Annotated in this window: 11 protein-coding genes; 7 read left to right on the forward strand and 4 right to left on the reverse strand. The window is 37.9% G+C overall.

The features are described 5' to 3' along the window. Positions 1–9: 9 nt before the first annotated feature. From SOP96_RS07195 to SOP96_RS07215, 5 genes are all read left to right on the forward strand, one after another. Entirely contained in the window at positions 10–765 is a 756-nt protein-coding gene (locus tag SOP96_RS07195) for an immunity 22 family protein (RefSeq protein WP_326320313.1), read from the forward strand. A 105-nt stretch (positions 766–870) separates the two neighbouring features. Beyond that, entirely contained in the window at positions 871–1,221 is a 351-nt protein-coding gene (locus SOP96_RS07200) for an immunity 51 family protein (protein WP_326320314.1), read from the forward strand. 135 nt (positions 1,222–1,356) lie between these two features. Further along, positions 1,357–1,923, forward strand: a complete 567-nt coding sequence (locus tag SOP96_RS07205) for a YdeI/OmpD-associated family protein (RefSeq protein WP_326320344.1) — start codon at positions 1,357–1,359, stop codon at positions 1,921–1,923. A 76-nt stretch (positions 1,924–1,999) separates the two neighbouring features. After that, positions 2,000–2,398, forward strand: a complete 399-nt coding sequence (locus tag SOP96_RS07210) for an immunity 22 family protein (protein ID WP_326320315.1) — start codon at positions 2,000–2,002, stop codon at positions 2,396–2,398. Between the two features lie 51 nt (positions 2,399–2,449). Continuing rightward, positions 2,450–3,067, forward strand: a complete 618-nt coding sequence (locus SOP96_RS07215; RefSeq protein ID WP_326320316.1) for an FEKKY domain-containing protein — start codon at positions 2,450–2,452, stop codon at positions 3,065–3,067. Positions 3,068–3,201: 134 nt separating this feature from the next. Here the strand turns inward: SOP96_RS07215 and polA are convergent, their stop codons facing one another. Beyond that, positions 3,202–6,039, reverse strand: a complete 2,838-nt coding sequence (gene polA, locus SOP96_RS07220; RefSeq protein ID WP_326320345.1) for a DNA polymerase I — start codon at positions 6,037–6,039, stop codon at positions 3,202–3,204. A gap of 240 nt (positions 6,040–6,279) precedes the next feature. Here polA and SOP96_RS07225 point away from each other — a divergent pair, with 240 nt between their 5' ends. Beyond that, positions 6,280–9,144 (forward strand): M16 family metallopeptidase, encoded by a 2,865-nt coding sequence (locus SOP96_RS07225; protein ID WP_326320317.1) that lies wholly within the window; start codon positions 6,280–6,282, stop codon positions 9,142–9,144. Positions 9,145–9,368: 224 nt separating this feature from the next. On the opposite strand, the gene SOP96_RS07230 is transcribed toward SOP96_RS07225, so the two are convergent. From SOP96_RS07230 to ligA, 3 genes are all read right to left on the reverse strand, one after another. Next, positions 9,369–11,507 (reverse strand): S46 family peptidase, encoded by a 2,139-nt coding sequence (locus SOP96_RS07230; protein WP_326320318.1) that lies wholly within the window; start codon positions 11,505–11,507, stop codon positions 9,369–9,371. A 396-nt stretch (positions 11,508–11,903) separates the two neighbouring features. Beyond that, positions 11,904–12,548: an MgtC/SapB family protein gene (locus tag SOP96_RS07235; protein WP_326320319.1), complete on the reverse strand. Its 645-nt coding sequence runs from the start codon at positions 12,546–12,548 to the stop codon at positions 11,904–11,906. Between the two features lie 254 nt (positions 12,549–12,802). Continuing rightward, positions 12,803–14,818 carry an NAD-dependent DNA ligase LigA gene (gene ligA / locus SOP96_RS07240; RefSeq protein ID WP_326320320.1) on the reverse strand — a complete coding sequence of 672 codons (2,016 nt, stop codon included), beginning with the start codon at positions 14,816–14,818 and terminating at the stop codon, positions 12,803–12,805. A gap of 186 nt (positions 14,819–15,004) precedes the next feature. Here ligA and SOP96_RS07245 point away from each other — a divergent pair, with 186 nt between their 5' ends. Beyond that, entirely contained in the window at positions 15,005–15,745 is a 741-nt protein-coding gene (locus SOP96_RS07245) for a glycerophosphodiester phosphodiesterase family protein (RefSeq protein WP_326320321.1), read from the forward strand. Positions 15,746–15,965 lie beyond the last annotated feature (220 nt).

A 15,965-nucleotide genomic window follows, 5' to 3' on the forward strand; every position in this document is an offset into this window, starting at 1 on the left:
TACTATACAATGAGTACATTACATATATGGCTGGGAAATTTTACCTCAGAAAAAGATTTTGAAAAATATCTGGATCAGGAAGAATATTTGAAAGCGTGGGCCGTCTACGATAATGAACCTTCTACAGGAAATGAGGAAGAAGATGCAGAACCCAGTCCGGAACTTCGTTGTGACTTTTGCAAAGAAGTTGATCTAGATACTTATGATGAAGATTTTATGATCATGAAGTTTTACAAAAAAGAGGCAATTATCACCCAGGTTTCAGATGATATTCTTGTAGATAATACATTATTTGAAGATTTATGCAGAAAACATAAAATCAAGACTTTTAATGCAGTAATTGCCTACGAAGATCATTCCCTGACTGAGAAAAATGCTTCCTCTTCAAAGACCGTAACATATATCGGGAAATTACCCCAGATTACAAATGACGATGAGTCAGATGCTGAAATTCACTACTTATGGATTGGTGAAAATAAATTAGAGAAAAAAGATATTCCGAAGCAGGCTGGTATAAGCAGAGAAGACTTTGTACAACTTAATTACTATTACACTCCCAAAAGCGGAAGGCTTGATGAGATACTAATTCTGCAGGTTGAAGATTATAATGTTGCCGAAAAAATGATATTAAAAGCAGAAGAATTAAAACTCACCACCACCCATTCAATTCTTGATTTGATAGTAAAAGGCAATAAGAAAATAGATGCAGAAAAGATTGGAAACTTTTTAGGAATGAAATACATCGGCAGATTCGGATCTGAATAAGTAAGTAAATTTATCATAATTCTTAACAAAAAGTTAATAAATGTTATAAAATATCATCCAGGCTCAAAATGTATTATCTTTAATATCATTTAAAAATAATAAAGTATGGAAGCGTACAATTTTGAAACGGCAATCAGACCCTTCTATTGGGTAGCCTCAGAAAAGACTTTTTCAGTATGTTTAAATGCAGGAACCTACAAACCCGAAATTTTCGAGTGGCGCAAAGATGAAGGTTTTGAAGGCAACGGATACGACTGGGCCTCACTGGCGAAAGTTTTCGTAGAAGAAAAAAGGCCGGATCTTGCAGATGAAATCAAGTTTGATCCGGAAGCCGATATGTTCTGTGCCTATTCCGAGAATCCGGAACGCTTAAAAGAATTTGTAACAGATTTTAAAAAAACCTGTGAAGATGAAGTACAGATTCAGGATCTCTTCCTGAAAGCAGAAATAGATTAAAAACAAAAGGCCTCACTGAGGTCTTTTTTTATAAAAAAATAAATATTTCGGGGGCGGGAGCGAAGCTCCCGCCCCCGAAATATTTCCAGATCCGGTATGAGAAAAAGGACTATTTTAGACGAAAGTTTAATTACCATGGAACCAACCTTTTTTTCTACACCGCAGGAATTCAGAAAATGGTTTGAAGAAAACCATCAGTCGGGAAAAGAACTGCTGGTCGGATTTTATAAAGTCGGAACCGGGAAACCATCCATAACGTGGCCGCAATCGGTGGATCAGGCGTTGTGTTTCGGATGGATCGACGGCGTGAGGAGATCGATTGATGAAGAAAGCTACAGCATCCGTTTTACGCCGAGGAAACCGACAAGCATCTGGAGTGCGGTTAATATCAAAAAAATGGAAGAACTTACCCAAGCAGGCCTCATGACGGAAGCCGGAGAAAAAGCTTTTCAGCTTAGGAAAGAAGAAAAATCAGGGATATACTCTCATGAAAATGAAACCGCTGCATTGAGTCCGGAATTTGAAAAAAAATTTAAAGCCAACAAAAAAGCCTGGGCATTTTTCAACAATCAGGCACCTTCTTATAAAAAAGTAATGCTGCACTGGATCATGCGGGCGAAACAGGAAAAAACCAGATTGTCAAGACTGGAAAAGACGATTCAGGAAAGTGAAGCGGGGAAGAGAATTTCATTATACGGCTAAATTGATTTAGTCATCTATTTTAAACATCTGCAAATAATATCCTAACTTTGAAGCTTTAAACAAGAAAAGATTAACAATGCATACAGACACATTAGATTTTTGGGTAGGAAATTTCAACAGTGAAGAAGATTTTTACGATTTTGTGGAAGAAGATGAAAACTATTATCTCCTTGAAGAATCTGATGACACCCATATTTCAAAATTTGCCGCTTCTCAGGATGTAGTGTGGCTTGATCATGATTTTGTAGAATATGGTTTTGAAGACGGAAACAGAACCATTTACGAAAAATTTGCTCAATATTCCTTTGCCGAACAATGGCTTCCGATACTTGTGAATAGACTCAATGAAATCAATCTGAAATTTGAAGTAAATGCTATCATCTTCCTAAATCAGGGCCAGGTTCCGAAACCGGTTTCTGTTGAAAACGATTTCTTCTCCCTGACGTATGTTGGTGGAATTGAATTTAGTGCATAAACATATTTTCAACCTGTTCTCTTTTACCTTCGCTTTATCATAAATTAAATCATGGTTTCAAAAAAGCTGCTCATTATCACTATTGTTATTGTACTGTTGCTTATCGCAGTGCATACTTTAGGCGGCTATCTGATTATATATCCCATGAAACCTGACGTTTGGACGGTTGCGTCGGAAAGCAGGCCCCAATACATTTTAATCGCTTTAGCTTTGTTTGCCTTGATTGCATGGCTGGTTAGCCATCTGAGAATTAAAAATATAAATCCGAAAAATAAATTTCTTTTAGTATATTCCACACTCTGCGGAGTATTATTAACAGTTATTGCTTATTTTGATGCAACAACTTACATCTCAACCCGAAAAGCAATCATACGATCTGAAAGTGAATATATTAAGCAGGCAAAAGAAGATGTCAAAAAAGACAAAATTATGTACCGGTTTGCAGGTGGGCTTTCTATTCCGGAATATGATCCAAAAACACGGAATAAAATAGACAGTATCCGGAAAAAATTCGGGATAAGCTATTTCAATACAGGCTGCACGGTTGATGTAATTGATATTGAAGGACAACAAAAATATAAAGAAACGGTAAAACCTTACCTCGAAAAAAGAAACGGAAAAGGCTGGGAAGAAAAGATGAATCGGGAAATTGAAAATTTAGAGAAATAAAGTTTCCACATTCTTACAACAGATAATAAAAATGCTTCGACAGATTGCGCATAACAATACTAAAAATTCACCGTTTCAAATTAACAGTTAGTATTAACATTGTCATGCTGAGCCTGTCGAAGCACAGTTTAAACTTAATGCGCTTCCAGCCAGTTATTTCCAACTCCCACTTCTACCAATAACGGAACCTGCGTTTCAATCGCATTTTCCATTTCCATTTTGATGATGTTGGTGGCGATTTCAATTTCGTCAGCCGGAGACTCAAAAACCAATTCGTCGTGTACCTGAAGCAGCATTTTGGTTTCTAACTTTTCCTTTTCCAGTTCTTTCTGAATTTTTATCATCGCCATTTTTACCACATCGGCGGCACTTCCCTGAATCGGAGCATTTACAGCATTTCTTTCCGCATGTCCGCGAACCACAAAATTATTGGAATTAATATCTTTCAAATGACGCTTTCTTCCTAAGATCGTTTCTACATAACCAATTTCACGGGCTCTTTTCACCTGCTCTGCCATATATTCTTTCAGTTTAGGATAAGTAGCATAATACGCATCGATCATCTGTTTTGCCTCGCTTCTGGACAATCCGGTCTGCTCTGCAAGGGCAAAAGCGCCCTGTCCGTATAAAATTCCGAAATTCACAGTTTTAGCCTGGCTTCTCTGGATTTTTGAAACCTCTTCAAGCGGGATATCAAAAAGTCTTGCCGCAGTAGAAGCGTGAATATCTTCTCCGTTCTGGAAAGCCTTAATCATATTATCTTCTCCTGAAATTTCAGCGATCAGGCGAAGTTCAATTTGTGAATAATCTGCAGAAATGATTTTTTTCCCTTCTCCCGCCACAAAAGCGCCACGGATCTGCTGGCCTCTCAACGTTCGGATCGGAATATTCTGAAGATTCGGATTGACACTCGCCAGACGGCCCGTTGCGGCAGTAGTCTGCGAGAAATTCGTATGAACGCGGTTGTCCGATTTTTCAATCTGCGAAGGCAGGGCATCAACGTAGGTTGATTTTAATTTCTGATACGTTCTGTACTCAAGGATATGCTGAATAATTTCATGTTTGGAAGCCAGTTTTTGCAGAATATCTTCCGAAGTCGCATATTGCCCGGTTTTCGTTTTCTTGGCTTTCGGATCCAGCTGAAGTTTTTCAAAAAGAATATCACCCAGCTGTTTCGGGGAATTGACGTTGAATTCTTCTCCGGAAAGCTCGAAAATTTTCGCTTCCAGCTGCTTCAGGTCGTTTTCCAGGTCTATGCTTTCCTGAGCCAGCCATTTTTCATCCAACGAAATTCCGGCCAGTTCCATTTTAGCCAAAACCTCCATCAGCGGCATTTCTATTTTGAAGAATAAATCTTCCAAATTCTCTTTTTTAAGCTGTGGAGCAAAAAGCTCATACAGCTGGAAAGTTACATCAGCATCTTCTGCTGCATAATCGGTTTGGGTCCTGAGATCTGCGTCCCGGAAACTTCCCTGTTTTTTCCCTTTTTTCCCGATAATCGTTTCAATGGAAACAGGTTTATAGCCCAAATATATTTCAGAAAGATAATCCATTCCATGTCTTCCGTCAGGATTCAGGAGATAATGTGCGATCATCGTGTCGAACATTGCGCCCTTCACGGTGATATTATATCTTTTCAGGATTTTATAGTCGAATTTTAAATTATGTGCTACTTTGATCAGATCTTCCTTTTCGAAAAACGGCCTGAAAATCTCCAGCGTCTGCAATACTTCACCCTGATCTTCAGATAGCGGAATGTAATAGGCTAACCCTTTTTTGTAACTAAAACTCATTCCCACCAGCTCGGCTTCCAGTTCGTTGAGAGAAGTAGTTTCAGTATCAAAGCAGACGACACGTTGTTTTAATAAATTTTCAACAAGAATTTTCTGCGCTTTCGGATTATCGATAAATTGATACAGATGGTCGTTCTGTTCAATGGTAGATTTTGTGGAAGTTGCCTGATCAAGTTCTTCATATGTGGCAAACAGATCGAGCTGCCCAACTGCCTGTGCCACCTTTTGCTGCGGTGTTTCGGCAATGGTAACATCTATTTCTGCAACGACAGCAGTTCCCGTAGCTGCAGGAGCAAAGGCACGGTAAAGGTTTTCATACAGCCTTCTGAATTCTATTTCATCAAAAACTTCTTTTACCTTTTCAAAATCAGGTGTATCCAGGTCATACTGTTCCTGATGAAATTCTACAGGCGCATCACAAATAATGGTCGCTAACTTTTTGGATAAAATTCCTCTTTCTGCTGAAGCTTCTACTTTTTCTCTTAATTTACCTTTTAATTTGTCGGTATTGGCTAAAAGGGTTTCGATATTTCCGAATTCTTTCAGGAATTTCATGGCTGTTTTCTCACCCACCCCGTCAAGCCCGGGAATGTTATCTACAGAATCTCCCATCATTGCCAGGAAATCAATAACCTGTTTTGGGTCTTCAATCTCATATTTGGCTTTTACTTCTTCTACGCCTAAAATTTCAATATCACCGCCTTTTAATCCCGGCTTATAAATTTTAATTTTATCGGTAACAAGCTGCGCAAAATCTTTGTCGGGAGTTACCATAAATGTTGTATAGCCTTCTTTTTCAGCTTTACACGCAATGGTTCCGATCACATCATCTGCTTCATAGCCCGGAACGCCCAGGATAGGAATATGCATCGCCTGCAGGATTCTGTGGATATATGGAATGGCATTCTGAATCGCTTCCGGTGTTTCACTTCTGTTGGCTTTATATTCTGAAAAATCTCCCGTTCTTATGCTTGCTTCACCCACATCGAAAACCACAGCCAGATGAGTAGGCCTTTCCCTTCTGATCAATTCAATCAGGGAATTGGTAAATCCGAAAATAGCTGAAGTGTCCAAACCTTTGCTGGTAAGTCTGGGATTTCTGATCAGAGCGTAATATCCTCTGAAAATCATCGCGTAAGCATCAATGAGAAATAATCTTTTATCCTGTGTTGCGTCCATATTGTCCATAAAGACAAATATAAGAAAAAGTGTTCTTTTTCTGTTGAAATAAGATTCCGATTCAGCTGATAATTTAATAAAGTCTATTAATAAAAATAGGAATTTATAGTTGATTGAATAATAATGCTTCATTTAAAAAATAACTTTTTAAAAAAAGCTAATCATGATAAAACATACATAGTTCATTTTCTATTCCTTACATTTGTATGGCATTCTGATGTAGGAATGAAAATGATTGATATGGCAGATAAAAAATACAGTGAAACGATTCATACAAATGGAAATTACGAATACATTACCGTTTCTCATGATGAAAATAACGTTAGAATTTATACTTTAAAAAATGGGTTAAAGGTTTTTCTTGCCCAGAATTTTGACGCTCCGAGAATCCAGACCTATATTCCGGTGCGTACGGGAAGCAATAATGATCCGGCCGATAATACAGGATTGGCACATTATCTGGAGCACATGATGTTTAAAGGAACCTCGAAACTCGGTACTCAGGATTGGGAAAAAGAAAGCGAATTGCTGAAGCAGATTTCAGATTTGTATGAAGAGCATAAGGCAACGTCTGATTCGGAAAAGAAAAAAAATATTTACCGGAAGATAGACGAGCTTTCTCAGGAAGCAAGCCAGTACGCTATTGCGAATGAATATGACAAGGCAATTTCTTCATTAGGCGCTACGGGAACCAATGCACACACCTGGTTTGACGAAACGGTTTATAAAAACAATATCCCCAATAATGAACTTGAAAAGTGGCTGAAAATTGAAAAAGAAAGATTTTCTGAATTGGTGTTGAGGCTTTTCCATACTGAGCTGGAGTCGGTGTATGAAGAATTCAACAGGGCGCAGGACAACGATTCTAGGCTGGTTCAGTACGAGCTGATGGATGCGCTTTTCCCCAATCATCCCAACGGGCAGCAAACCACCCTCGGAAAGGCGGAACATCTGAAAAACCCTTCCATGAAAGCGATTCATAAATATTTTGATGAATATTACGTCCCGAATAATTATGCAATGGTTTTGGTGGGAGATTTTGATTTTGAAGATACCATTAAACTGGTCGATCAGTATTTCGGAACAATTCCTTATCGTGAATTGCCTGAAAAAAAGGCTGTTACAGAAAAGCCCATCACGGAAATTATAGAAAGAACCGTTAAAAGTCCGACCACACCAAGAGTTCAGCTGGCTTGGAGAACCAAAAGCTACGGAACAAAGGAAGCCATGCTTGCCGATATCGTTGCCAATATTCTGAGCAACAGGGGAGAGGCCGGATTAATAGACCTGAACATCAACCAAACCCAGAAACTGCTTTGGGGACAGGCTTATTCGGTAGGATTAAAGCAGTACGGATATTTTTCCATTGTTGCGGTTCCGAAGGAAACGCAGACGCTGGACGAAGCAAAGAAACTGGTGCTGGAGCAGGTTGAATTGGTGAAAAAAGGAGCTTTTCCGGATTGGATGCTCACCGCCATCATCAATGATTTTAAAGTTCAGAGAATGAAGGCGCTGGAAACAGCAGACGGACTGGCAACCAACCTTTACGACACCTACATTAAAGGCAGAACCTGGGAGCAGGAACTGAACGAAATGGATGAATATGCAGCCATTACGAAGGAAGAGGTTGTAAATTTTGCCAATGAATTTTTTAAAGAAAATTATGTCATCGTTAATAAAGAAAAAGGAACCAATGATAAATTAATCCGTGTTGAAAATCCGGGAATTACACCGGTGAAGATCAACCGTGAAGCGCAATCTGAGTTTCTCCGTGATATTTTAGCAGAGAAAACGGATGATATCCAGCCAGAATTTATCGATTATCAAAAAGAAATTTTAACCGATACCATTAAAGATAAAAAGCTGAGTTTCGTAAATAATAAAAGCAATGATATTGCCCAGGTGCATTTTATTTTTCCTTTCGGGAGCGATCATGACAGGGATCTCGGTATTTCGACACAAATTCTTCAATATTTGGGAACCGGAAAATTTTCTCCTGATGATCTTAAAAAAGAATTCTTTAAAATCGGGATTACTAATGATTTTAAAACAACGAACGATCAGCTTACTATTTCATTAACGGGACTTGAAGAAAATATTCCTGAAGGAATTGAATTGCTGCAGCACTGGATGAAAGAAGTACAGCCGGATCAGGAAATTTACAGCCAGTTTGTAGAAACGGTGCTTGAAAACCGGGGCGCAATAAAAAAAGACAAAGCCCGAATCATGACGGCTTTAACGAATTATACCAAGCTCGGTGCATTTTCAAGGTTTACGGATATTATTTCAAAAGAAGAGCTGGAAAGCAGTAATGTTGAGGTGTTTACAGAACGAATGAGAAATTTATTCAAATTTCCCTATCAGGTTTTCTTTTATGGAAAGAACTTTAATGGTTTTAAAAACTATATTGGCAATTATATTGAGCCGGAAAGCAGGGCCGTGCCTGAACCTAAAATATATCCTGAGCCGGAAACTGCCGGAAACGTATATTTCACAAACTACGACATGGTACAGATGGAAATGAGCAGGATTGGAAGAGGACAGCCGGTGAATACCGGAAATTTCGGAAAAATTAATGTGTTTAACGAATACTTTGGAAGAGGACTGTCTTCGATTGTTTTCCAGGAAATCCGTGAAAGTAAAAGTCTTGCGTATTCTGCGTATGTTTCCTATGCGGCCAATTCGGAGCTGAACCATCCGGATTATATCACAACGTACATCGGAACCCAGCCGGATAAGCTGCAGATTGCGGTAGATACCCTTTCCGAACTGATGGCAGAGCTTCCTGAAGTTCCGGCACAGTTTGAAAACGCAAGAAATGCGGCATTGAAGCAGATTGCTTCCACAAGAATTACCAGAACCAATATTTTCTTTAATACCCTGAAACTGAAAAAACTGAATGTTTTCCATGATTTCAGAAAAGATATTTATCAGCAGATTGAAAGCCTGACTTTTGAAGATGTTAAAGAGTTTTATAATACTTACATTAAATCGGTGCGGTTTAACACAGCCATTATCGGAAAAAAAGAAAACCTGAATATGGAGGCGGTGAACCAGATGGGCAGCTTCAAAGAAGTGACTTTAAAGGATATTTTCGGACATTAAAATTTAATTATCATTTACTTGGCAGCATCTGCAAAATGCACAATGTGTTAAAATAATCTTGAAATGGTTCACCAAGTTTAGAACGATACCACTATAATTAGCTTTAAAATAAATTACAGATAGATAGTATAGAAATGTCATGCTGAGCTTGTAGAAGCAATCTGAATACTTAAAAAATAGCCCCGAAAGGAAACTTTCGGGGCTTATAATTGTTTTAATTAAAACTATTTCACAATTTTCATTTCATTAATCAGCCATTTGGAATCGGCAAATTTATCAACGATGAAAAGAATGTATTTCGTATCCACCATAATATTTCTGCTGAAACGTGGGTCGTAGTTAATATCACTCATCGTTCCTTCCCACTGTCTGTCGAAATTTAATCCTACGAGGTTTCCATAAGCATCCAGTGCAGGGCTTCCAGAGTTTCCTCCCGTTGTATGGTTGGTTGCTGTAAATCCTACGGGAACATCTCCTGTTTTATCCTTATAAATTCCAAAATCTTTTTTGTCGTAAAGATCAATCAGTTTTTTAGGAACATCAAATTCATAATCTCCCGGAACATATTTTTCCATAACACCGGCTAAATGCGTCTGATAATGATAGGAAACGGCATCTCTTGGGGAAGAGCCTTTTACTTTTCCATAGGTTACACGCATTGTAGAATTGGCATCCGGGAAGAATTTTCGGTCTTTATCGGTAGCCATTTGCTGAGCCATATAGGTTTTCTGGAGCGCATCAATTTTCGTCTGCAGTGCCATAAACTGAGGATCAGCTTTGGTCATATAAGTATCTCTGAGTGCAGTGTAAATCTGGAAAACAGGATCTTTCTTAAGGGTTTTGATTAATTTATCCTGGTTGGAAAATGCTTTTTCAATTTCCTTGCTTAAAGAAGCACCGTTCACTTCATTTCTTCCGGTAATGATGGAATTTTTAGAAGCATCTTCAATAACCTGAATGTTTTGCGCTTCATTTTTATACTTTTCAAATCCGGCAGGTAAGAACTGGGCATCTGTTTTGTTGGCATACAGAGCCAGTAATTTTGCTGTTACTTTCGCATCAAGTTCAGCATTGTAGTCTTTATAAAAAGCGGTTAACTTGTTTTTTAAAGCAGTTGTCCCTTTTTCATCCATTCTTCCAGCTTCTACGGCAGCAATGTAGTTGTAATACAGATTGGCAAGCATCAAAGTCTCTGCATTTCTGATGGTTTCAGAGTAGTATGCATTGTTTAAAGCAAAAGGAGCCTGGTCATTATATAATTTATTTAACTGATCTAAAGTGCTTTTAATCTCAGGATTTTTAGCGGCTAAAGAAGCTTCATATTTCATTTTTTTCTCTACGGCATTCGATTTCTTCAAACCTTCCACTTCGCCGATCCATTTTTTCCAATAGTTGGCTACAGAAGCATACTTGGAAGCATACTGAATACGCGTGGCATCATCGGTACGCATTTTTTCATCCAGCGTTTTTAAGGCAACATCTCTCACTGCAATCCTTGCAGGATCAATCTCTTTCATGATTTTTTCAACAGCAATGGCAGGAAGATATTCTGTAGTTTTTCCCGGGAAACCGAATACGAAGGTGAAATCATTTTCATTCTTATCTTTAATCGAAACCGGAAGGTAATGTTTAGGCACATAAGGAACATTATCCTTAGAATATTCCGCAGGCTTGTTATTTTTATCGGCATAAATCCTGAACATGGAGAAATCTCCGGTATGTCTCGGCCAAACCCAGTTGTCAGTATCGGATCCGAATTTTCCGATGCTTTGCGGCGGAGCTCCAACGAGGCGGATGTCTTTGTAAGTTTCAATGGTATAGGCGTAAAATTTATTCCCGTAATACATTGATTTTACGGAAATCGACTGGTAAGGTTCAATTTTCTGTGAGTTTTTGTAAATCTCGATATTTTTAGCGATCTGCTTTGAAAGTTCAGGTTCCGTAAGATTGTCTGTTCCCTGAAGAATCTGCCCGGTCACTTCTTTAATATCTACGATAAAATCAACCTTTACATCAGGATTGGGAAGCTCGCCTTCCGTATTTTTAGCCCAAAAACCGTTTGATAAGAGATCGTTCTGAACGGTAGAATGCGCCTGGATCTGTCCGTAACCACAATGATGGTTGGTAAGCAGAAGCCCTTTCGGAGAGATGATTTCTGCAGTACATCCGCCATTAAACTGCACTACGGCATCTTTAATGCTTGCTTTTTGGGGGTTGAAGATGTCTTTTGCAGAGATTTTCATTCCCAGATCTTTCATTTCCTTTTCATTCAGCTCTGTCGGGATCCACATTCCTCCGTATTGCTGTGCAAAAGTCATTACAGCAGGCAAAAGAAATACGGATAAAAGTATCTTTTTCGTCATAATCAAAATTTTGCTCCAATTTACGAAGAAAATATGAGTTTGGAATTTTGCGGTGTATTGTTTATTTATTGTTGAAAATGAGTAATTTATAGATTTTTGCTAATAGCTATTGCGTACACTGTTGATGATATTGAGATAAAAATTTTCACTGAAAAATTTAAAATTGAGAAAAAAATACACTGCGTTTTTTAAGCAATCTAAATTTAACCGCAAAAGAATCAAAAGATGTAATATCAGACGTTTCGTAAGTGATAAAAACCTTTCAAAAGAAAAAATCAGATTTGTTAAAACTAAAGGGTTCTGAACTAATTGCGAAGCTTTATTTTTAATTTAAATTAACTTATGTGCGTAAATAGCTTTTGTAAGTTTTGCGGTTCAATAAAAAAAGATTTATTGCTAAAATTCATAGGCAATAATGCGCTCATCTTCCATCAGGCTTTTCATTAAAGCTTCATGATTAATGTTTTTCCCGGTAATAGTCCATGTTGTAGAAATATTCCCCTGCGTATACTGTTGTTTTGAGATGGAATATTTAAGGTGATGTTTTCTGAAAAGCTTTTCACAATACGGCATGTCATCATAATGGGTAACAGCAATCTTGTATTCCCGGATTTTATGCTCCCTGTCGATCAGTTTTTCAAAACGGGTTAAAATACTAAGAATCAGTAAAATTAAAACGGTTCCCAGAAATGCAAGATAAACATATCCTGATCCAACTGCCATCCCGATGGACGCTGTTGCCCATATTGTGGTAGCTGTAGTAATGCCGTCTATTTTATTGTCTCCTTTAAAAATAACGCCGGCTCCCAGAAAACCGATTCCAGTAATGATATTGGCGGCGATACGATCCGGATCATCAACCCCGATTTTTATAGAAAGAATCGTAAACAGACACGACCCGAAGCAGATCAGGATGAAAGTCCGCAGCCCGGCAGATTTGTTGCGGTATTCACGTTCCGCACCAATCAGGATTCCAAGAACTACAGATATAAAAATAAGCAGCAGTTCATTTTGGATGGAGTGGTCTTTTAGAAATTCCATACGTCATTATTTTAATAGCCAGAATAAATTTATGGTTGTCCGTAGTTTGTCATAATTGAAAAACTTTGAGTTCTTAGCTAAGTGTTAATGACTTTGCAACCTAAAAACAGTTATTTGTAAATAAAATCTTTGCGTTACAATTATGATTAATAACGGATAATCAAATAAATTTAGATAAAATCTTTTTAATGGAATATGAATGAAGTCATTTTTGAAAATTTAAAAAAAGCTGTCCCGAAAACAGCTTTCTATCATTATTTTTTATCAATCAAATCCAGAAACTGCTGTTCATCCAGAATTTCAATCGTTCCGATATCCTGGGCTTTTTTCAGCTTACTGCCGGCTTTTTCTCCTACCACCAGATAATTCAGATTTTTAGAAACTGCCGAAATATTTTTTCCGCCGTGCTTTTCCACCATTTCTTCTGCCGCTTCCCTGGTGAACAAGGATAATTTCCCGGTAAAAAGGAACGTTTTCCCATCCAGGACATTAGATAAAACTTCATTCGTGCTTTCGACTTTTTCCAGCTGAACGCCGTACGATTTCAGCCTTTCAATCATCAGGATGTTTTCGGGGTTGGCAAAAAAATCGGCAATGCTTACTGCGATTTTGGTTCCGATATCTTCCACCTGGCAAAGCTCTTCCACTGTGGCATTTTTAAGTTCTTCTATGGTTGGGAAATTTTTAACCAGTTTCTTGGCAACCGTTTCTCCCACGTGTTTTATCCCGATTCCGTAAAGTACTTTTTCAAAAGGGATTTCCTTGGATTTTTCAATTCCGGAGATGATATTCTGGGCAGATTTTTCCGCCATCCTTTCCAAAGGAAGGAGTTGTTCTTTTTTCAGCACATAAAAATCTGCAGGGTTTTCAATGAGCCTTTCCCTGTAGAGCTGTTCAATGGTTTCGCTACCGAGATTATCAATATTTAAAGCCTTTCGGGAAACATAATGAATCATTCTTCCCACTACCTGAGGCGGGCAGTGCAGCTCGTTCGGACAGAAATGGATGGCCTGATCTTCGATTTTTACCAGTTCCGTTCCGCATTCCGGGCAATGTTTGATGTATTCTATCTCTTTGCTTTCGGCAGTTCTTTTTTCTGTATTTACGCCTACGATTTTAGGAATAATTTCGCCGCCTTTCTCTACATACACAAAATCATGTTCATGAAGATCAAGTTTTTTAATAATATCTTCGTTGTGGAGTGAAGCTCTTTTAACAATCGTTCCTGCCAGTAATACGGGCTTAAGATTGGCTACAGGAGTAATGGCCCCGGTTCTTCCCACCTGGTAAGAAACACTCTGCAATTCGGTTTCCACTTTTTCGGCCTTAAATTTATAAGCCATTGCCCAGCGTGGGGATTTTGCCGTGTAGCCCAGCTGCCGCTGCTGTTGTAAGGAATTAACCTTTAAAACGATTCCGTCGATTTCAAAAGGAAGATTATGCCTTTCAATATCCCAGTAATTGATAAATTCTTTTACTTCGGCTAATGTTTTGCAAAGTTTTGCCTGTTGCGATGTTTTAAAGCCCCATGATTTTGCTTTTTCCAGCAGTTCCCAATGAGATTCTGCAGGAATTTCTTCGGAAATATACTGGTATAAAACTGATGAAAGTCCGCGCTTTCTTACCTCGCCGCTGTCCTGCATTTTAAGGCTTCCGCTGGCAGTATTTCGAGGGTTCATGAACGGATCAAGGCCGTCTTCTTCACGCTGTTTATTGATTTTTTCGAAATTTTTCCGGGTTAAATAAATTTCACCACGCATAAAAAAATGATCCGGAAAATCACCTTTCAGCTTTAACGGAACATCTGAAATAGTACGCACATTAGCCGTAATTTCATCACCCTGAAAACCGTCACCGCGCGTTACTGCCTGAACAAGCTTTCCGTTTTCGTATAAAATGGAAATGGAAGCGCCATCATATTTCAGTTCGGCTACAAATTCTACAGGCTCATCAATAGCTTTAATGATTCTTTTTTCCCAGTCTTCAAGATCGTCGAAATCATAAGAGTTATCAAGAGAATACATTCTGAATTTATGTTGAACGGTAGGGAAAACTTTTGTGATGCCTCCGCCCACTCTCATCGTGGGAGAGTTTTCATCATAAAATTCAGGATATTTTGCTTCCAAGTCTCTGAGCTCTTCGAGCAGCATATCGAAATCAAAATCTGTGATCGTAGGGGTGTCCAGAAGATAATAGTTTTCGTTATGCTGATGCAGTTCTCTTCTCAGATCTTCTATTTTTTGTTGTATGTTTTCGATATTTTCGGGCATGAGATTCTGTCTTTCCAGCAAAAATAATAAGTATTGAGGAGATTTTGATGATTAGATTTAATATTAATTTTATATTTCACATAAAGCATTATCACAAATGTCTTTCTAAATTTGCTTATTAATTCATCCGTTTTTTCTTTGAATAATAAGATTTGCGGAAATTCAATAAGAATAATTATTTATAGTATGAAAAAAGTTATCTTAGGGTTAGCAGTTGTAAGCACAGTTTTCATGAAGGCACAAACCCAGATTATCGCACACAGAGGCTTTTGGCAAACCCAGCCGCCGACTACGGAAAATTCTCTGAAAGCATTAGAAAATGCCCAGAACCTAAAGATTTATGGTTCCGAATTTGATGTAAGGATGACCAAAAACGGAGTATTGGTCGTCAACCATGATGAGCATCATGCAAAAATGGAAATTTCCGAAACAGATTTTAAAGAACTTAAAAAAGTAAAGCTTTCTAACGGTGAGCCTTTTCCTACATTAAAAGATTATCTGAAGCAGGGAAAAAAAGATAAGGCATTAATGCTTATTGTTGAAATAAAACCGGATAAAACAAAGGAAAAAGAAGATGAGCTTACGAAAAAAACCATCAAAATGATCAAAGATATGAAGCTGGATGAGCAATGTGAGTTTATCTCATTTAGCTTAAATGTATGTAAAGAAATCAAAAAGCTTGAACCGAAATTCAAGGTTCAGTATCTGAAAGGGGAGCTTTCTCCACAACAGATTAAAGAAGAAGGGCTCGATGGAATCGATTACCACTTCAGTATTTTCCAGAAAAATCCAACCTGGATCTCTGAAGCAAAAGCATTGGGACTGATCACTAATGCATGGACGGTAAATGACATTGCGGTTTCCGATGAACTTAAAAAACAGGGAATTGCTTTCATCACCACCAACATTCCTGATCAGCTGAAATAAAAAGCTTGAAAAATTCAACGGAAAAGCCTGTCTTTTAAGACGGGCTTTTTTATTACGGATTTATAATTAATGATATAGTATTGGTGGTATCTATATGGTATATTTTATTTTATCATAAAAAGACAATAAAAATAAACAATTATGAATGTAAATAATCATTAAAAATCATTAATACATTTAAAGAACTATTAACCATGCTTATATAAATACTTGTTAAACA

Origin of the sequence: Chryseobacterium salviniae, from assembly GCF_035819015.1 — a bacterium.
GTDB lineage: Bacteria > Bacteroidota > Bacteroidia > Flavobacteriales > Weeksellaceae > Chryseobacterium > Chryseobacterium salviniae.